The sequence below is a fragment of the Citrobacter rodentium NBRC 105723 = DSM 16636 genome (genome assembly GCF_021278985.1).
Lineage (GTDB): Bacteria > Pseudomonadota > Gammaproteobacteria > Enterobacterales > Enterobacteriaceae > Citrobacter_A > Citrobacter_A rodentium.
This window is the reverse complement of the sequence record NZ_CP082833.1, coordinates 4,544,579-4,562,452: the sequence shown is the minus strand read 5'-3', so window position 1 is coordinate 4,562,452 and position 17,874 is coordinate 4,544,579. Positions and strand designations below refer to the sequence as shown.

Sequence of the window (17,874 nt, the reverse complement as noted above, 5' to 3'; positions counted from 1 at the left end):
CCGTCGTGATCCTTAACGAGTAAAATGACTGACATATGTTATTCCTTGAGCTACTGTTTTGGTAAAATCTGCCTGAGTATTACCAATGGGATAAAGTGATGTGATGCAATCGTGCGACCTCACACTGAAGAGGCATTAACAGCTTTTTCAATTTGGCCAATATCCGCAAACGACTCGTCCTGGCCGATTGAGTTAATGAAGTTATATAGTCTTACATTTCCTTTTGTTCCTATTCTCTGCATTATCCGATACTTATGAGCATGAATGGTTTTGGCTGATACGTTCATCAATTTCGCAATACGTTGAACGTTATATCCTTGTCTCATGTACTGGATCACCTGTAGCTGTTTTTTGGATAACCGGCAGTGGCGACAGCTCAGATAATCCCCTGGAGTACAAGAGATATCCTCCATACTCACGGCCTTGATTGTTTGCTCCAGCCGTGTGCGAATGAGTCCGATAGGTTTTTTATGGTTGAGCAGCAGGACGCCGCTATTACAAGCGGCGCATGTGTGGGAGCGAAAGTTCGAATGCCTGTCATTGAAAACAATGACAAGGCTATGCGGCTGGCGAAAACGAAAGTTTGGTAAACACAAGCATGGCAGAGCTGGTGTCGAACTCATGATAATAATGTCTGCCCGCCGTACCCCGGATATAGAATAGTCTCCGCTAACAATAATATTTTTATCCGGTCCAAGGATGGTTTTCATCATCGTGACCAATCCATAGACAAAAAAGTAATTATTGTTGCGCAGTAAAATATGTATGTTCTTGTGATTATGCATGAGTTAATAGTGCCTCAAATTATCGTAGCTAATGTTGCTTTAAACCATCCCCATTCCGGAATCGACCGTTATCAAGTTTTAGTTCGCCCCGATCTTTTAGTTCTTTCAGGACCCGACAGATTGAGCTCCTGGAAAGCCAGGAGCTATTTTCAATAAGGTAAAGAGCTGAAAATCGTTTTTTTAAATGCGAAGGCAACCTTTGCCATCGTTCAATTAACGAAATGACCTGCTCGTACGAGCTGCTTTTGCTTGTCGTGATATAATTTAAGAGATCAGAGTAATGACCTGAAAGAATCGACATCGTATCATCAAGCAAATCCTTTTCTCGCACCAGTTGCCAAAATCTATCGTAACTAAGAGAGTGAACCCTACCGTAATCCACCCGTTCGAGATAAAGAGGAAGAGCGTCAAGTGCTGGAGTTACGTCAACCACATAGGGCGCAGACAGTATATTCAGCATTTTTTCTTCATTCTTAACTCGCATTTTTAGTAAAAAATCACCTTCCAGGATAAAAAAAATGCGTCGCGAATGCTCATGGCTCAAATTGTAGCGCCGCTTACCTCGAATGATGCTATCAGGTTGAGCCAATGTGGAATGCTCGCTTAAAGAGGTAATAATTTTGTCATGGTTTACTATTACTCTATGCACTCTCTGTGCTCCATATTTTCCGTCTTCTCTGAGCGAATAATAAAAAATGACCCATGCAACAAGATCGCCGTCCATACTCCATTAACGGTTAAATTGGGGGGTAATATTCACCATAACTGCCTGACCTGCTTATCGTTCCATTTTTAATTCCGGAGTCAGGAGCACACCACAAAATTAAGTTAAATTACGTATACCGACTTGGGTCATAGTAATAATCTGTAAATATATTTCAATATTTTAAGACGATCCCCTGGTGGGCTATAAATCCAGCGGATGAGAATTTTCCGAGATATATATCTGTGTTAATTGTTAAAAGCAATGCAATTCTCTGTTAAACAGAGGATGCGCTGGCATTCAAACTGTTTTACCTCTTCTCTGTTTTTTCATAACCATTATGGCACTAGTGTTATTGTTTTGTTTGTTTTTTGCGTAAAACGCCTCTTTTTAAGGCTAAATTTAATGTTTAAGAAACCTTGGTTCTCATAATGGAATCAATGTTGCTAAATAAGCTAAGTGTAAATTTTCTACAACTGTCGCACGTTGCAAAACGTATGGTCGTATTCCTGGTTAAAAACAGGATAAAAAATAACCCTGAATGTGATAGCTTCATCGTTACAATTCCTTATGTTTTCCTGTCATTCAAAGCCATATGAATGTCAAAGTTTATTCCCTTGCTATTGCGTCTTTTTTCTTTGGTGGGCGATATCCTTTTAAATATGACTATTAAGAATTTTCCATAGTATAGGTTCGTGTTAAGTAAACCATGAATAAACAAAGATGAGGTTTGGCAGGTCATGTTCAGGAATGTTTTAGGTTATATGATCTTATCCACGAAAAGGGGAGCGGCTCTAAAGCCCGCCCCCCGTCTGGCGCGGCAGAGGGCCTGAACAAAGTAGCCCGAATAAGGCGTTTTCGCCGCCATCCGGCAATAATCGCGGTGCATTTGGTGGAACGGCCTGATGGCGCTGCGCTGATCGGGCCAGGGAACGGGGAACTGTAGGGCTGACAGGTGATATTTGCGGGTAGGGTGTTGCTGCGTCCGGGGGGATTGACTCGCTGCGCTCGCCCTGCGGGCAGCCCACTCACTATGTTCGTGGTCTGTCCAACTGGCTTTGCCAGTTGTCGAACCCCGGTCGGGGCTTCTCATCCCCCCCAGTATGGGGCTATAAACAAAGAAGCCTGCACTTGCGTGCAGGCTTCTTTGTAGAAGATGGCGGTGAGGGGGGGATTGACTCGCTGCGCTCGCCCTGCGGGCAGCCCACTCACTGCGTTCGTGGTCTGTCCAACTGGCTGCGCCAGTTGTCGAACCCCGGTCGGGGCTTCTCATCCCCCCTGTCTTTGGGATGAAAAAAAAGCTCGTACTTTCGTACGAGCTTTTTCTCGAAGATGGCGGTGAGGGGGGGATTCGAACCCCCGATACGTTGCCGTATACACACTTTCCAGGCGTGCTCCTTCAGCCACTCGGACACCTCACCATATTGTATTGCTGCCTGACCGCTTGGGGGGCAACGGGGCGCTACTATAGGGAGTTGCGCGAATACGGTCAAGCAGTATTTACGCTTTACTTCTCGTTTGGTTACGCATTGAGCATCTTCCACGAACAGCTTCCGCGATTTGCTGTTTTGACTCCATCACAAACGGAACGTAACCCACGACAGGCTCATTGAGCGCTTCGCCTGGAAGCAGTCCGCAGGGGGATTATTTAACGGCGGAATATGCGGAATAGGGTAGGAGGGCGCAACAAAAAAGGCCGGATAAACCGACCTTTTATTATCTGTACGCCATTCGGGCGTGAAAACAATCAGCGACTACGGAAGACAATGCGGCCTTTGCTCAGGTCGTACGGGGTCAGCTCAACAGTCACTTTGTCGCCCGTCAGGATGCGGATGTAGTTTTTACGCATTTTACCGGAGATGTGTGCGGTAACCACGTGACCGTTTTCTAATTCTACGCGGAACATGGTGTTAGGCAACGTTTCGAGAACGGTACCTTGCATTTCAATATTGTCTTCTTTGGCCATCTAATCCTCTGGGGTATCACTACCGTAATTTGAACCGGCAAGATAATGCCGAAGTTCTTTAAATAAGTAAAGATTTGTACGTTTAAAACGCAGCAAACAAGTTTTAGCGCATTACGCCGTAACGCTTTCCACACACGCAGCAAAGCCGCACGTAAAGCGCATCGTATAAGGGAGCGAAGAGATAAACGATGGGGCGTTACCTGACGCGAATCGGTTCCTTAACGGCAGCGGGGTAATGGGCTAAACCAACTCTGCGACGCAATTATAACACCCTGACAAAAAATGTACCGAAAACATTCACTCCCGAGGCGAAAATAACGTCCGCGGCACCCAAAAATGGCTGGGTAAACGTCGCTGACGTAGGGCATCAAGATGATCCAGATACGTTCTGCGCGGAATTTCGACAGCGCCCAGCGATGCGGTATGATCGTTCAGCACCTGGCAATCCATCAGTTTGCCCCCCGCGCGGAGAAATTCTGCGCAGAAGACCAGCAGGGCGGTTTTTGAAGCGTTCTCCTGACGGCTGAACATCGACTCCCCGCAAAACAGAGCGCCTTGCGATACGCCATACATGCCGCCAACAAGCTCATCGTTGCGCCACACCTCAATCGAATGAGCGTGCCCCAGTTCATGCAGGCGGTGATACGCTTCCACTACCGCAGGCGTGATCCACGTCCCTTCATCACGATCGCTTGCGCAGCCTGCGATCGTTTGATCAAAGGTGTAGTTCAGCGTCACGCGATAGGGCGAGCGTTTGTGAAAACGCTTCATGCTGCGACTGATGTGAAAGGCGTCCGGCCAGAGCACCGCGCGGGGATCGGGCGACCACCACAGGATCGGGTCGCCAGGTGAAAACCACGGAAAAATGCCGCGCTGGTAGGCCATTAACAGGCGCGCCGGGCTGAGATCGCCGCCGAGCGCCAGCAGGCCGTTTGGTTCACGTAAAGCGCCTTCCGGGGAAGGGAAGGCCAGAGAGTGACGAGAAAGCTGGACCAGCCGCATGACAGCAGAACTCCACTACGCGTAAGATCGTTAAATAATAGCTTACAGACCTTGCTTAAACTGGTAATAACGACCCTGCATGGCTAACAGATCTGCGTGATTACCTTGCTCAATTATTTGCCCGTTGTCCATGACTATGATGCGATCGAATCGCGCGAGTCCGCGCAGGCGGTGCGTCACCATCAATACCGTTTTTTCACGCATAACCGCGGCCAGCAGTTCCAGCATCTGGCTTTCGGTTGTGGCGTCCAGTCCTTCCGTTGGTTCATCAAGCAGCATCAACGGCGCGTCGTGCAGCAGCGCGCGGGCGATGGCCAGACGACGCAGCTCGCCGCCGGACAGCTGGCGACCGCCTTCGCCGAGCCAGCTGTTAAGCCCGCCGTCGCTGAGCAGCTTCTCCAGTCCCACCCGACACAGGGTTTCGGTAAGCCTCTCGTCGCTGGCTTCCGGCGCGGCCAGCAGCAGGTTATCGCGCAGGGTGGCGCTGAACAGATGCACGCGCTGCGGCACGACGCCGATGGTTTTGCGCAAGGTTGATTCGTTAAATGCCGAAAGAGGATTATCGTTAAGCAGAATCTCACCTTGCTGCGGGTCCCAGGCGCGGGTCAGCAGTTGCAATAGGGTGGATTTACCGCAGCCGGTGCGGCCCAGAATGGCAATATGTTCGCCCGGACTCACCTGTAGCGAAAGCGAGTCCAGCGCTTTCTGCGCCTGTCCCGGATAGCTGAAAGAGAGATCCCGCAGAGTCAGCGCGACCCGTTTCGGGACGCTTAGCTCGCTGTCCGGAAAAGTCACTTCCGGCTTTTGCTCCGTCAGTTCGCTGATGCGCAGCGCAGAGGCGATGACCTGTCCGAGGTGCTGAAAAGCGCCGGTAACGGGGGCCAGGGCTTCAAACGCCGCCAGCGCGCAGAACACAAACAGGGCGATCAGCGCGCCGGGCTGTGAATTACCGCCCACGCCGCCGGATGCCATCCACAGCATCAGCAGGACAGCAACAGCGCCAGTCAGCAGCATTAGCGCCTGTGAAAGCGCGGTTAGTTCAGACTGACGGCGCTGCGCTTCGTGCCACTGCAATTCCGTGTTTTCCATCTGCGCGCGATAGCGGTCGCTTGCGCCGAAAATCGTCAGCTCGGCCTGGCCCTGGAGCCAGGCAGTGAGCTGCTGGCGATATTGTCCGCGCAGATGCGTCAGGTTCTGCCCGGTGGTTTTCCCGGCGCGATAAAAGACCGGCGGCATAATAAACAGCGTCAGCAGCATAATGCCGCCAAGCGTGCAGGCGAGCGTAAAATCAAACACGCTCAGGCCGAGGGTGACCACCATGATCACCACAAACGCGCCTGCCAGCGGAGAAATCACGCGCAGGTAGAGGTGATCCAGCGTATCAACATCCGCCACCACCCGGTTGAGCAATTCGCCCTGGCGATAGCGCGCAAGGCCAGCAGGGGAGAGCGGGAGCAGTTTGCTGAAAGTGTGAACGCGCAGATGTTGCAGTACCCTGAACGTGGCGTCGTGGCTGACCAGCCGCTCAAAGTAACGTCCGGCGGTACGGGCGATTGCCGCGCCGCGAACGCCAGCGGCAGGCAGCATATAGTTAAAGCTGTAAATCCCAGCCACGCCCGCCAGAGCGGAGGCGGAGAGGAACCAGCCGGAGAGCGTCAGCAGACCGATACTGGCGAGCAGGGTGAGGATCGCCAGCGCAATCCCCAGAGTTAACATCCATTTATGACGTTTATAGAGCGTCAGATAAGGCAGCAAAGCGCGCATTTAAATTTCCTCCTGACGGTGAGCCAGCAGGGTGGCAAATGCCCCCTGCGCCGCGCTGAGTTCGGCCCAGGAACCCTGTTCAATGATTTGTCCGTCCTGCATCACCAGAATGGTGTCCCAGTCGGCAAGGTCTTCCAGCTGGTGAGTCACCATCAGCGTCGTCTGGCGGGTCGATGCCGCTTTCAGCGCCTGCATGACCCGCTGTTCGCTATGGGCGTCGAGGCTGGCGGCCGGTTCGTCAAGCAGCAGCAGTTTGCAGGGATTCAGCAGGGCGCGGGCGACTGCTACGCGCTGCGCCTGACCGACGGAAAGGCGCGCGGCCTGATCGCCCAACGGCGTATCGACGCCCTGCGGCAACAGCGGCAGAAATTCGCTGACCCAGGCGCTGTCGAGCGCGGCGCGCAGTTCCTGCTCGCTCGCTTCGGGACGCGCCAGCAGAACGTTTTTGCGGATCGTCGCTGCCGGCAACTGTGGGTTTTGACCTACCCAGGAGAGCTGGCGACGCCATGCCTCCGGCGATAAATCGCGCAGCTCCACGCCGTTAATACGTAGCGATCCCTGATAGGAAAGGAAACCGGAAAGGACGTTCAGCAACGACGTTTTGCCTGAACCGCTGCGGCCTACCAGCACCGCGCGCTGACCGGCGGAAAGGGTAAAGTTAAGCGGACCCGCCAGCGGTTTACCTTCCGGCGAAGTAATGATCAGCTCTTCCGCCGTGATGGCGAGCGGATCTTTTGTGGTCAGTTCCGCCTCACCGCGCACCGGATGGGCGAGCGGCGTTTCCATAAACGTTTTCAGACTGTCAGCCGCGCCGACCGCCTGCGCTTTGGCATGATAAAAGGTGCCGAGATCGCGCAGTGGCTGGAAAAACTCCGGTGCCAGAATCAGGGCGAGAAAACCGGCGGTCAGCGTTACGCCCGTACCGTAATGACCGAAATTGAGTTCGCCGAGATAAGAAAAACCGAAGTAAACGGCGACCAGCGCAATAGAAAGCGAGGTGAAAAACTCCAGCACGCCCGACGATAAAAAGGCAAGACGCAGCACTTCCATTGTCCTCTGGCGAAAATCCTGCGATGCCGCGCGAATATTCTCCGTTTCCGCTGCGCCGCGGCCAAAGATGCGCAGAGTTTCCATACCGCGTAAGCGATCGAGAAAGTGCCCGCTCAGACGCGCCAGCGCCTGAAAGTTACGCCGGTTGGCATCGGCGGCGCCCATGCCGACCATTGCCATAAACAGTGGGATTAGCGGCGCGGTGCCGAGCAGAATGAGCGCCGCCGCCCAGTTAGCGGGGAAAATCGCGGCCACGATCAGTAACGGTACGCAGACCGCCAGCGCCATCTGCGGCAGATAGCGCGCGTAGTAATCATGCATGTCGTCAATTTGTTCCAGCACCAGCGTGGCCCAGCTTCCCGCCGGTTTGCCCTGGATCCACGCCGGGCCTGCCTGCTGCAGACGGTCGAGCACCTGACGGCGGATCTCAAAGCGGATATGCTGACCCGCATGGAAGCCGACGCGTTCCCGCAGCCAGACCACCCACGCGCGCAGGACAAAAACCAGCACCAGTATGACAAAAGGCGTCAGTAGCGCCTCGCGCGGGATGTTATCGACGATCATATGTTGCAGAATGCGCGCCATAAGCCAGGCCTGGGCGACGATCAGCACGCCGCTGACAAATCCCAGCAGACGGGAGATCATCAACCAGCGTTGGGAAATGACACTTTGCTGTTTTAACCAGCGGGTTAGCTCTTTTTGACGGGTTTTATTCATTGCGCGCTTTGCAGGTGAGTTGTCAGTATTTTTCGGCAGGGCAATGTTACAACGGGGCAAAAATAAAGGCGACCTATAGTCGCCTTATTTACTTTTGTTACTGATTTGTAAAAGTTATTTGCACGCGTCGGCTAAACCGTCGAGGTAGCGTTCCGCGTCGAGTGCAGCCATACATCCCGTGCCAGCAGAGGTAATGGCCTGGCGGTAAATGTGGTCCATAACGTCGCCAGCGGCGAAGACGCCAGGAACGCTGGTCTGCGTCGCGTTGCCGTGAATACCGGACTGCACTTTAATGTAGCCGTTTTCCAGCTCCAGCTGGCCTTCGAAGATTGCCGTGGTCGGGCTGTGACCGATAGCGACAAACAGACCCGCCACGTCCAGCGCTTCGATATTGTCGGCATTCTGCGTATCGCGCAGACGCAGACCCGTTACCCCCATCTGATCGCCGGTCACCTCTTCCAGCGTGCGGTGGGTGTGCAGCACGATATTGCCATTCTCTACTTTATCCATCAGACGCTTAATCAGGATTTTTTCGGCGCGGAAGGTATCGCGGCGGTGGATCAGGTGGACTTCAGAGGCGATGTTCGCCAGATACAGCGCTTCTTCTACCGCGGTGTTGCCGCCGCCGATGACCGCCACCTTCTGGTTGCGATAGAAAAAGCCGTCGCAGGTTGCGCAGGCGGAAACGCCGCGGCCTTTGAACGCCTCTTCAGAAGGCAGCCCCAGGTAGCGTGCGGAGGCGCCGGTCGCGATAATCAGCGCATCGCAGGTATATTCCGCGCTGTCGCCGGTCAGACGGAACGGACGGTTTTGCAGATCCACTTTATTAATGTGATCGAAAATAATTTCCGTTTCGAATTTGGTTGCATGTTCATGCATACGTTCCATCAGCAGCGGGCCGGTCAGGTCGTTCGGATCGCCAGGCCAGTTCTCCACTTCCGTCGTGGTGGTCAGTTGGCCGCCTTTCTCCATACCGGTGATGAGCACCGGCTGCAGGTTTGCGCGTGCGGCATAGACCGCTGCGGTGTATCCCGCCGGGCCGGAACCCAGGATAAGCAGTTTACTGTGTTTGGTCGTGCCCATGAGATCCTCATTGTTGTTGGCAGGCAATGGGCTGGATTGTAGGGAATTTACCGGCGTAAAAAAAGAGTACAGCGATTTTGTTAACAATTTGTGTAATAGGGGGCATCAATGGGCGAATAGAAATCGTCGCAGCGATATAAACAATTTTACTTAAAGCAGCTGAGTTATAAGGTGAGAAAATGACGATTTGACGCTGTTGGCAATGAATAACTGGCATGTTGTACTAAAAATCGATGTTTTGCTTTGACAATCACCTGTTGTTTTGCGAAAACATTCGAGGAAGAAAAAAACAGTGTTATCTGTGTGTCGCATAATCATGCATGTTAATACCATGTTTACCGGGCTAGCGAAATCTACGCATGGTGTGGACAGACGCCATTCGTGATGTCGATAGCTGCCGTCAGGCAACGGTCTTCTCACTATAGATCAGGCTTGCGCGCCGTGACCCCCTCTGGGATCGGTCTATTGTGATGGGCATCGACTCTGAACATGATGTTTATAGAGTCAGGCAGGAATAGGGAAGGAATAAAGAGAGACAATAATAATGGTAGATAGCAAGAAGCGCCCTGGCAAAGATCTCGACCGCATCGATCGCAACATTCTTAATGAGCTGCAAAAGGATGGGCGTATTTCCAACGTCGAGCTTTCTAAACGAGTAGGACTTTCCCCGACGCCATGCCTTGAGCGTGTGCGTCGTCTGGAAAGACAAGGGTTCATTCAGGGCTATACAGCACTGCTAAACCCGCATTATCTGGATGCGTCACTTCTGGTATTTGTTGAGATTACTCTGAATCGTGGCGCACCGGATGTGTTTGAACAATTTAACGCCGCCGTGCAAAAACTTGAAGAAATTCAGGAGTGTCATCTGGTTTCCGGTGATTTTGACTACCTGTTGAAAACGCGCGTACCGGATATGTCAGCGTACCGTAAGCTGCTGGGAGAAACCCTGCTGCGCCTGCCTGGCGTAAACGACACACGGACCTACGTCGTTATGGAAGAAGTCAAACAGAGCAATCGTCTGGTGATTAAGACGCGCTAATCGCTAATACGGAACAGGTGCAAAATCGGCGTATTTTGATTACACTCCTGTTAATCCATACAGCAACAGTGCCGGGGCAACCCGGTGCTGTTGTCCGTTTTAGCACCGGGCAGGAAAAGCCTGAAACCTGGAGAGCCTTTCTTGAGCCAGGAATATACTGAAGACAAAGAAGTCACATTGACAAAGTTAAGCAGCGGGCGCCGTCTTCTGGAGGCGTTGCTTATCCTTATCGCTCTTTTCGCCGTCTGGCTGATGGCAGCCTTACTTAGCTTTAACCCCTCGGATCCCAGCTGGTCGCAGACGGCCTGGCATGAGCCTATCCATAATCTGGGCGGCGCGCCCGGCGCGTGGCTGGCTGATACCCTGTTCTTTATCTTCGGGGTGATGGCGTACACCATCCCGGTGATTATCATCGGCGGATGCTGGTTTGCCTGGCGACATCAGGCGAACGATGACTATATCGACTATTTTGCCGTTTCCCTGCGTCTGATTGGCGTGCTGGCGCTCATTCTTACCTCCTGCGGCCTGGCCGCGATCAACGCCGATGATATCTGGTATTTCGCCTCTGGCGGCGTGATTGGCAGTCTGCTCAGCACCACGTTGCAGCCGTTGCTGCACAGCAGCGGCGGCACCATAACCCTGTTATGTATCTGGGCGGCAGGTCTGACCCTGTTTACCGGCTGGTCGTGGGTGACCATCGCGGAAAAAATCGGCGGCTGGCTGCTGAATATCCTGACCTTCGCCAGCAACCGCACCCGTCGTGACGACACCTGGGTGGAAGACGACGAATACGAAGACGACGACTACGAAGACGATGCAGACGGTGTGAAACGCGAATCCCGTCGGGCGCGTATTCTTCGCGGCGCGCTGGCGCGGCGTAAACGTCTGGCCGAGAAATTTATTAACCCGCATGGCCGCCAGACCGATGCGGCATTGTTCTCCGGCAAACGCATGGATGATGAAGATGACATTCTTCTGAGCGCCCGAGGCGTCGCCGCCGATCCGAACGATGTGCTGTTCTCGGGCCATCGCGCGACGCCATCGGAATATGATGAATACGATCCGTTGCTCAACGGTCATTCGGTCACCGAACCGGTAGCGGCCGCCGCAGCAGCTACTGCCGCGACTCAGGAGTGGGCGGCGCCCGCTGACCCTGTGATGCAAACGCCGCAGGTGCCGGGCGCAGAACCCATCCCGACGCAGCCAACCGTGGAATGGCAGGCTGTTCCCGGGCCGCAGACGGGAGAACCGGTAATTGCCCCTGCGCCGGACGGTTATCCGCCGCAGAATCACTACGCTGCGCAAACGGCGGCGCATTACGCGCAGCCGCAGCCCGTTCAGCCTGAGCCGCAGCCGCCATATTATGCGCCGCCGGTTACGGAAGCAGACAATGTGCAGCCTGCTCTGGCACAGCCTCAATGGCAATCTTCGCCACCCGCCGTGGAGCCATCGTGGCATGAGGAACCTGCCCTGCCACAGGAACCGGTACAACAGCCGACTTATTCGCAGAACCCAACATATCAACAACAGTCTGCCTTACAGCATGAGCAGACCTTCCAGCCGCAGCCTGCGTTTCAGCAGCCGGATGTCGCGCAACCTGCGGCAGAATCTCAACCCGTCGTGGAAGAGAGTAAACCTGCGCGTCCGCCGCTGTACTATTTCGAAGAGGTCGAAGAAAAGCGCGCGCGTGAACGCGAACAATTAGCCGCGTGGTATCAGCCGATCCCTGAGCCGGTAAAAGAGCCGCAGCCGGTTAAACCTGCCGTCTCCGCGCCGTCAGTTCCGCCGGTAGAAGCCGCCACCGTTACCCCCGATGCGGCGGGCGTAAAAGACGCTGCCTTATCAGCAGGCGCTGCGGCAGCCGCAGCTGCGCCGGTATTTAGCCTGGCGAACGGCGGCGCGCCGCGTCCGCAGGTGAAAGAGGGGATTGGTCCGCAGCTGCCGCGACCGAATCGCGTACGCGTTCCTACACGCCGTGAACTCGCCTCGTATGGTATTAAACTTCCTTCCCAGCGTATGGCTGAGGAGAGGGCGCGCCAGGCAGAGCAGCGCGATGCGCAATACAGCGATGAAGAGATCGATGCTATGCAGCAGGACGAACTGGCCCGTCAGTTCGCCCAGTCGCAGCAAAATCGTTATGGTGAGGCGTATCAGCATGACGTCCCGCAGGGCGAGCATGAAGATGCCGCTGCGGAAGCGGAACTGGCGCGCCAGTTTGCCGCGTCGCAGCAGCAGCGCTACTCCGGTGAACAGCCGGCAGGGGCGAATCCGTTCTCGCTGGATGATTTTGCCTTTTCTCCAGTGAAGGCGTTAGTTGATGATGGTCCCCATGAGCCGCTGTTTACGCCGGGCGTGATGCCGGAACCGACTCCGGTTCCGCAGCCGCAGCAGTATCAACAGCCGCAGCAGCCGGTCGCACCTCAGCCGCAGTATCAACAGCCGCAGCAGCCGGTTGCATCGCAGCCGCAGTATCAACAGCCGCAGCAGCCGGTCGCACCGCAGCAGTATCAACAGCCGCAACAGCCGGTCGCACCTCAGCCGCAGTATCAGCAACCGCAACAGCCGGTCGCGCCGCAGCAGGAAAGCCTGATTCATCCGCTGCTGATGCGTAACGGCGACAGCCGACCGCTGCAAAGGCCCACTACGCCGCTGCCGTCGCTGGATCTGCTGACGCCGCCGCCGAGCGAAGTCGAACCTGTCGATACCTTCGCGCTGGAGCAAATGGCGCGTCTGGTTGAGGCCCGCCTGGCTGATTTCCGCATCAAAGCTGACGTAGTGAACTACTCTCCGGGTCCGGTTATCACCCGCTTTGAGCTGAATCTGGCGCCGGGCGTCAAAGCGGCGCGTATTTCTAACCTCTCGCGTGACCTGGCGCGTTCGCTCTCTACCGTGGCGGTACGCGTGGTAGAAGTGATTCCGGGTAAACCTTACGTGGGCCTCGAACTGCCGAACAAAAAGCGTCAGACCGTCTACCTGCGTGAAGTGCTGGATAATGCGAAATTCCGCGAAAACCCCTCGCCGCTTACCGTGGTGCTCGGCAAAGATATCGCGGGCGATCCGGTAGTGGCGGACCTGGCGAAAATGCCGCACCTGCTGGTCGCGGGGACCACAGGTTCCGGTAAGTCGGTCGGCGTCAACGCCATGATCCTCAGTATGCTGTACAAAGCGCAGCCGGAAGACGTTCGCTTTATCATGATCGACCCGAAAATGCTTGAGCTGTCGGTCTATGAAGGCATACCGCATCTGCTGACCGAAGTGGTTACTGATATGAAGGACGCGGCCAATGCGCTGCGCTGGAGCGTGAACGAGATGGAGCGTCGCTACAAGCTGATGTCCGCGCTTGGCGTACGTAATCTGGCTGGCTACAACGAAAAAATCGCCGAAGCGGCGCGCATGGGCCGTCCGATTCCGGACCCGTACTGGAAACCGGGCGACAGTATGGATGCGCAACATCCGGTGCTGGAAAAACTGCCGTATATCGTGGTGCTGGTGGATGAGTTCGCCGACCTGATGATGACCGTCGGCAAGAAAGTTGAAGAGCTGATTGCCCGTCTGGCGCAGAAAGCGCGCGCGGCCGGTATTCATCTTGTGCTGGCGACGCAGCGTCCGTCGGTAGATGTGATTACCGGGCTTATTAAAGCCAACATCCCGACCCGTATCGCTTTTACCGTCTCCAGTAAAATTGACTCGCGCACCATCCTTGACCAGGGCGGCGCGGAATCCCTGCTGGGGATGGGGGATATGCTCTATTCCGGCCCGAACTCCACCATGCCGGTGCGCGTTCACGGCGCGTTTGTTCGCGATCAGGAAGTTCATGCCGTGGTGCAGGACTGGAAGGCGCGCGGTCGTCCGCAATATATTGACGGCATCACCTCCGACAGCGAAAGCGAAGGCGGCGGCGGTGGTTTTGACGGCGGCGAGGAGCTGGATCCGTTATTTGACCAGGCGGTTAATTTTGTCACGGAGAAACGCAAGGCCTCTATCTCCGGCGTTCAGCGTCAGTTCCGTATCGGCTACAACCGCGCGGCGCGTATTATCGAGCAGATGGAAGCTCAGGGCATCGTCAGCGAGCAGGGGCATAACGGTAACCGTGAGGTGCTGGCGCCGCCGCCGTTTGAATAAGCCCGGGGCCGGGCAGAGGGTAAACCGCTGTCCGGCTAAAAAAGAGAGAATTCAGTTTTATCTTCTTTTCTCACGCTGATTTTTGGCCTGGAATGAATAGCAGAGGGATCTCCCGCTCGGGAGTGACGTATTTTGAGGAATAACAATGAAAAAAATTGCCATCACCTGTGCTTTGCTCTCAGGGTTCGTCGTCAGTAGCGTTCAGGCGGATGCCGCGGGCGATCTGAAGAGTCGTCTGGATAAAGTCAGCAGCTTCCACGCCAGCTTCACCCAGAAAGTCACTGACGGCAGCGGCGCCGCGGTGCAGGAAGGACAGGGCGATCTGTGGGTTAAGCGCCCGAATCTGTTCAACTGGCATATGACGCAGCCTGACGAAAGCATCCTGGTGTCCGACGGGAAAACACTGTGGTTCTATAACCCGTTTGTCGAACAGGCCACCGCGACCTGGCTGAAAGACGCAACCGGCAATACGCCGTTTATGCTGATTGCCCGTAACCAGTCCAGCGACTGGCAGCAGTACAACATCAGGCAGAACGGTGATGACTTTGTGCTGACGCCAAAAACCGGCAACGGAAACCTGAAGCAGTTCACCATCAACGTGGGGCGCGACGGAACTATCCATCAGTTCAGCGCCGTGGAACAGGACGACCAGCGCAGCAGTTATCAGCTGAAATCTCAGCAAAATGGCGCGGTGGACGCAGCGAAATTTACCTTTACCCCACCGCAAGGCGTAACGGTAGACGACCAACGTAAGTAGAGGTCTGAGTGAGCAATCTGTCGCTCGATTTTTCTGATAATACCTTTCAGCCCCTGGCCGCGCGGATGCGGCCAGAAAATTTAGCGCAGTACATCGGCCAGCAGCATCTGCTGGCTGCGGGAAAACCGCTGCCGCGCGCTATTGAGGCCGGACACCTGCACTCCATGATTTTATGGGGGCCGCCGGGCACCGGTAAAACCACGCTGGCCGAAGTGATTGCCCGCTACGCCAACGCCGACGTCGAGCGGATCTCGGCGGTAACTTCCGGGGTGAAAGAGATCCGCGAAGCCATTGAGCGCGCCCGCCAGAACCGTAACGCCGGGCGGCGCACTATCCTGTTCGTTGATGAAGTCCATCGCTTCAATAAGAGCCAACAGGATGCCTTTCTGCCCCATATTGAAGACGGCACCATCACCTTTATCGGCGCGACCACTGAAAACCCGTCATTTGAGCTGAATTCCGCACTGCTGTCGCGCGCCCGCGTCTATTTACTCAAGTCGCTGACCGCTGAGGATATCGAACAGGTTCTCTCTCAGGCGATGGAGGATAAAACCCGCGGCTATGGCGACCAGGATATCGTGCTACCGGACGAAACGCGCAGGGCGATTGCCGAACTGGTGAACGGCGACGCCCGCCGGGCGCTGAACACGCTGGAAATGATGGCCGATATGGCGGAGGTGGACGACAGTGGCAAACGCGTGCTGTTGCCCGCCCTGTTGACCGAAATCGCCGGGGAGCGCAGCGCCCGGTTTGATAACAAAGGCGACCGCTTCTACGACCTTATCTCCGCGCTGCATAAGTCAGTACGCGGCAGCGCGCCGGATGCCGCGCTCTACTGGTATGCGCGCATCATTACCGCCGGGGGCGATCCGCTGTACGTCGCGCGCCGCTGTCTGGCCATTGCCTCGGAAGATGTCGGCAATGCCGACCCGCGAGCGATGCAGGTGGCGATCGCCGCCTGGGACTGCTTTACCCGCGTGGGGCCAGCCGAAGGCGAACGCGCGATTGCGCAGGCGATTGTCTATCTGGCCTGCGCGCCGAAAAGCAATGCGGTATACACTGCCTTCAAAGCGGCGATGTCAGACGCCCGCGAACGTCCGGATTACGATGTGCCAGTGCATCTGCGCAATGCGCCGACGAAGCTGATGAAGGAGATGGGCTACGGTCAGGAATATCGCTATGCCCACGATGAGCCCAATGCTTACGCCGCCGGTGAAGAGTATTTCCCCGAGGAAATGGCGCAGACGCGCTATTATCATCCGACCAACAGAGGTCTGGAAGGTAAGATTGGCGAAAAGCTCGCCTGGCTTGCCGGACAGGATCAAAATAGCCCCATAAAACGCTACCGTTAGCGCAGACGTTGCGGTAATGTTGGCACTGTATCCCTGTGACCGCAGGCTGTGGTCACATTTCCTCTTTTAATTCGATAAGCACAGGATAAGCATGCTCGATCCCAATCTGCTGCGTAATGAGCCAGACGCAGTCGCTGAAAAACTGGCACGCCGGGGCTTTAAGCTGGATGTAGATAAGCTGCGCGCTCTTGAAGAGCGTCGTAAGGTCTTGCAGGTTAATACGGAAAACCTGCAGGCAGAGCGTAATTCTCGATCGAAATCCATCGGCCAGGCGAAAGCGCGCGGGGAAGATATTGAGCCTTTACGCTTGGAAGTTAACAAGCTGGGCGAGGAGCTGGATGCGGCGAAAGCCGAGCTGGATGTACTGCAGGCTGAGATCCGCGACATCGCGCTGACCATTCCTAATCTGCCTGCTGACGATGTGCCGGTGGGAAAAGACGAGAACGACAACGTTGAAGTCAGCCGTTGGGGAACGCCCCGTCAGTTTGATTTCGAAGTCCGCGATCACGTGACGCTGGGCGAAATGCATACCGGCCTTGATTTTGCCGCCGCCGTGAAGCTGACGGGCTCTCGTTTTGTGGTGATGAAAGGGCAGATTGCCCGGATGCATCGCGCTCTTTCCCAGTTCATGCTGGATCTGCACACGGAGCAGCATGGCTACAGCGAAAATTACGTTCCGTACCTGGTCAACCATGACACCCTGTACGGCACCGGTCAGTTGCCGAAATTCGCCGGCGATCTGTTCCATACCCGTCCGCTCGAAGAAGAAGCCGACAGCAGCAATTATGCGCTGATCCCGACGGCGGAAGTGCCGCTGACCAACCTGGTACGCGACGAGATCATTGACGAAGATCTGCTGCCGATCAAAATGACTGCGCATACGCCATGCTTCCGTTCTGAAGCCGGTTCGTATGGCCGCGATACCCGTGGCCTGATTCGTATGCACCAGTTCGACAAAGTGGAAATGGTGCAGATCGTTCGTCCGGAAGATTCAATGGCGGCTCTGGAAGAGATGACCGGTCACGCCGAGAAAGTATTACAGCTGCTGGGCCTGCCGTACCGCAAGATTGTTTTGTGCACCGGCGACATGGGCTTTGGCGCCTGCAAAACTTACGATCTGGAAGTATGGATCCCGGCGCAGAATACCTATCGTGAAATTTCCTCCTGCTCGAACGTCTGGGATTTCCAGGCGCGCCGTATGCAGGCTCGCTGCCGCAGCAAGTCCGACAAGAAGACCCGTCTGGTTCACACCCTGAACGGTTCTGGTCTGGCGGTGGGACGTACGCTGGTTGCGGTGATGGAAAACTATCAGCAGGCGGATGGCCGTATTGAGGTGCCGGAAGTGCTGCGTCCGTATATGAACGGACTGGAATACATTGGCTGATTCAGCCTTTCATAAAAAAGCGCCTGCGGGCGCTTTTTTTGTGCCTGTTTGATACGGGACAATAATTGTTACTCCTTCAGGAGTAATACTACCCGCGAACGAAAATCAGCATCTTACGCTGTCTTCCTGCAAAATCGTTGTATCAATGAC

General features: G+C 55.1%; 13 protein-coding genes, 1 tRNA gene, 1 other RNA gene and 1 pseudogene. 5 read left to right on the top strand and 11 right to left on the bottom strand.

Features of this window, described 5'->3' with window-relative positions; genetic code table 11:
• Positions 1-119 precede the first annotated feature (119 nt).
• The 11 genes and pseudogenes from K7R23_RS21710 to K7R23_RS21660 all read right to left on the bottom strand — a co-directional run bounded on the left by K7R23_RS21710 (position 120) and on the right by K7R23_RS21660 (position 9,287).
• Positions 120-713, bottom strand: a complete 594-nt coding sequence (locus K7R23_RS21710) for a helix-turn-helix transcriptional regulator (protein ID WP_158304841.1) — start codon at positions 711-713, stop codon at positions 120-122.
• A 100-nt stretch (positions 714-813) separates the two neighbouring features.
• Complete coding sequence (locus K7R23_RS21705; protein WP_012905273.1) at positions 814-1,509, bottom strand: helix-turn-helix domain-containing protein; 696 nt, start codon at positions 1,507-1,509, stop codon at positions 814-816.
• A 1,136-nt stretch (positions 1,510-2,645) separates the two neighbouring features.
• Positions 2,646-2,782: non-coding RNA, RtT sRNA (locus tag K7R23_RS21700), on the bottom strand.
• Positions 2,783-2,821: 39 nt separating this feature from the next.
• Positions 2,822-2,909, bottom strand: a tRNA-Ser gene (locus K7R23_RS21695).
• A 79-nt stretch (positions 2,910-2,988) separates the two neighbouring features.
• A pseudogene (locus K7R23_RS21690) lies at positions 2,989-3,120 on the bottom strand (pirin-like C-terminal cupin domain-containing protein); the annotation flags it as partial.
• A 115-nt stretch (positions 3,121-3,235) separates the two neighbouring features.
• On the bottom strand, positions 3,236-3,454 hold the full coding sequence (infA, locus tag K7R23_RS21685; RefSeq protein ID WP_001040187.1) for a translation initiation factor IF-1: 219 nt from the start codon (positions 3,452-3,454) through the stop codon (positions 3,236-3,238).
• A gap of 297 nt (positions 3,455-3,751) precedes the next feature.
• Positions 3,752-4,456 carry a leucyl/phenylalanyl-tRNA--protein transferase gene (aat, locus tag K7R23_RS21680; RefSeq protein ID WP_012905274.1) on the bottom strand — a complete coding sequence of 235 codons (705 nt, stop codon included), beginning with the start codon at positions 4,454-4,456 and terminating at the stop codon, positions 3,752-3,754.
• A 42-nt stretch (positions 4,457-4,498) separates the two neighbouring features.
• Complete coding sequence (gene cydC / locus K7R23_RS21675; protein ID WP_012905275.1) at positions 4,499-6,220, bottom strand: heme ABC transporter ATP-binding protein/permease CydC; 1,722 nt, start codon at positions 6,218-6,220, stop codon at positions 4,499-4,501.
• The gene (cydD, locus tag K7R23_RS21670; protein WP_012905276.1) at positions 6,221-7,987 is read right to left on the bottom strand and encodes a heme ABC transporter permease/ATP-binding protein CydD; all 1,767 of its coding nucleotides are present in this window, start codon (positions 7,985-7,987) and stop codon (positions 6,221-6,223) included.
• 114 nt (positions 7,988-8,101) lie between these two features.
• The gene (gene trxB, locus K7R23_RS21665) at positions 8,102-9,070 is read right to left on the bottom strand and encodes a thioredoxin-disulfide reductase (protein WP_012905277.1); all 969 of its coding nucleotides are present in this window, start codon (positions 9,068-9,070) and stop codon (positions 8,102-8,104) included.
• A 7-nt stretch (positions 9,071-9,077) separates the two neighbouring features.
• Complete coding sequence (locus K7R23_RS21660; RefSeq protein ID WP_148222071.1) at positions 9,078-9,287, bottom strand: hypothetical protein; 210 nt, start codon at positions 9,285-9,287, stop codon at positions 9,078-9,080.
• A 327-nt stretch (positions 9,288-9,614) separates the two neighbouring features.
• Between K7R23_RS21660 and lrp the strand changes: the two genes are divergently transcribed.
• From lrp to serS, 5 genes are all read left to right on the top strand, one after another.
• Positions 9,615-10,109 (top strand): leucine-responsive transcriptional regulator Lrp, encoded by a 495-nt coding sequence (gene lrp / locus K7R23_RS21655; protein ID WP_000228469.1) that lies wholly within the window; start codon positions 9,615-9,617, stop codon positions 10,107-10,109.
• Positions 10,110-10,250: 141 nt separating this feature from the next.
• Positions 10,251-14,231 (top strand): DNA translocase FtsK, encoded by a 3,981-nt coding sequence (ftsK, locus tag K7R23_RS21650; protein ID WP_012905278.1) that lies wholly within the window; start codon positions 10,251-10,253, stop codon positions 14,229-14,231.
• Positions 14,232-14,376: 145 nt separating this feature from the next.
• A complete protein-coding gene (gene lolA / locus K7R23_RS21645; protein WP_012905279.1) occupies positions 14,377-14,988 on the top strand; it encodes an outer membrane lipoprotein periplasmic chaperone LolA in 612 nt (203 codons plus the stop codon).
• Between the two features lie 8 nt (positions 14,989-14,996).
• Positions 14,997-16,340: a replication-associated recombination protein RarA gene (gene rarA, locus K7R23_RS21640; RefSeq protein WP_012905280.1), complete on the top strand. Its 1,344-nt coding sequence runs from the start codon at positions 14,997-14,999 to the stop codon at positions 16,338-16,340.
• A gap of 91 nt (positions 16,341-16,431) precedes the next feature.
• A complete protein-coding gene (gene serS, locus K7R23_RS21635) occupies positions 16,432-17,724 on the top strand; it encodes a serine--tRNA ligase (protein WP_012905281.1) in 1,293 nt (430 codons plus the stop codon).
• Positions 17,725-17,874 lie beyond the last annotated feature (150 nt).

Excerpts from the sequence above, each read along its gene's own strand:
- aat (WP_012905274.1), bottom strand. The coding sequence starts at position 4,456 with ATGCGGCTGGTCCAGCTTTCTCGTCACTCTCTGGCCTTCCCTTCCCCG.
- cydD (WP_012905276.1), bottom strand. The coding sequence starts at position 7,987 with ATGAATAAAACCCGTCAAAAAGAGCTAACCCGCTGGTTAAAACAGCAA.
- K7R23_RS21710 (WP_158304841.1), bottom strand. The coding sequence starts at position 713 with ATGATGAAAACCATCCTTGGACCGGATAAAAATATTATTGTTAGCGGA.
- cydC (WP_012905275.1), bottom strand. The coding sequence starts at position 6,220 with ATGCGCGCTTTGCTGCCTTATCTGACGCTCTATAAACGTCATAAATGG.
- infA (WP_001040187.1), bottom strand. The coding sequence starts at position 3,454 with ATGGCCAAAGAAGACAATATTGAAATGCAAGGTACCGTTCTCGAAACG.
- K7R23_RS21660 (WP_148222071.1), bottom strand. The coding sequence starts at position 9,287 with ATGCCAGTTATTCATTGCCAACAGCGTCAAATCGTCATTTTCTCACCT.
- K7R23_RS21705 (WP_012905273.1), bottom strand. The coding sequence starts at position 1,509 with ATGGACGGCGATCTTGTTGCATGGGTCATTTTTTATTATTCGCTCAGA.
- trxB (WP_012905277.1), bottom strand. The coding sequence starts at position 9,070 with ATGGGCACGACCAAACACAGTAAACTGCTTATCCTGGGTTCCGGCCCG.
- lrp (WP_000228469.1), top strand. The coding sequence starts at position 9,615 with ATGGTAGATAGCAAGAAGCGCCCTGGCAAAGATCTCGACCGCATCGAT.
- serS (WP_012905281.1), top strand. The coding sequence starts at position 16,432 with ATGCTCGATCCCAATCTGCTGCGTAATGAGCCAGACGCAGTCGCTGAA.
- lolA (WP_012905279.1), top strand. The coding sequence starts at position 14,377 with ATGAAAAAAATTGCCATCACCTGTGCTTTGCTCTCAGGGTTCGTCGTC.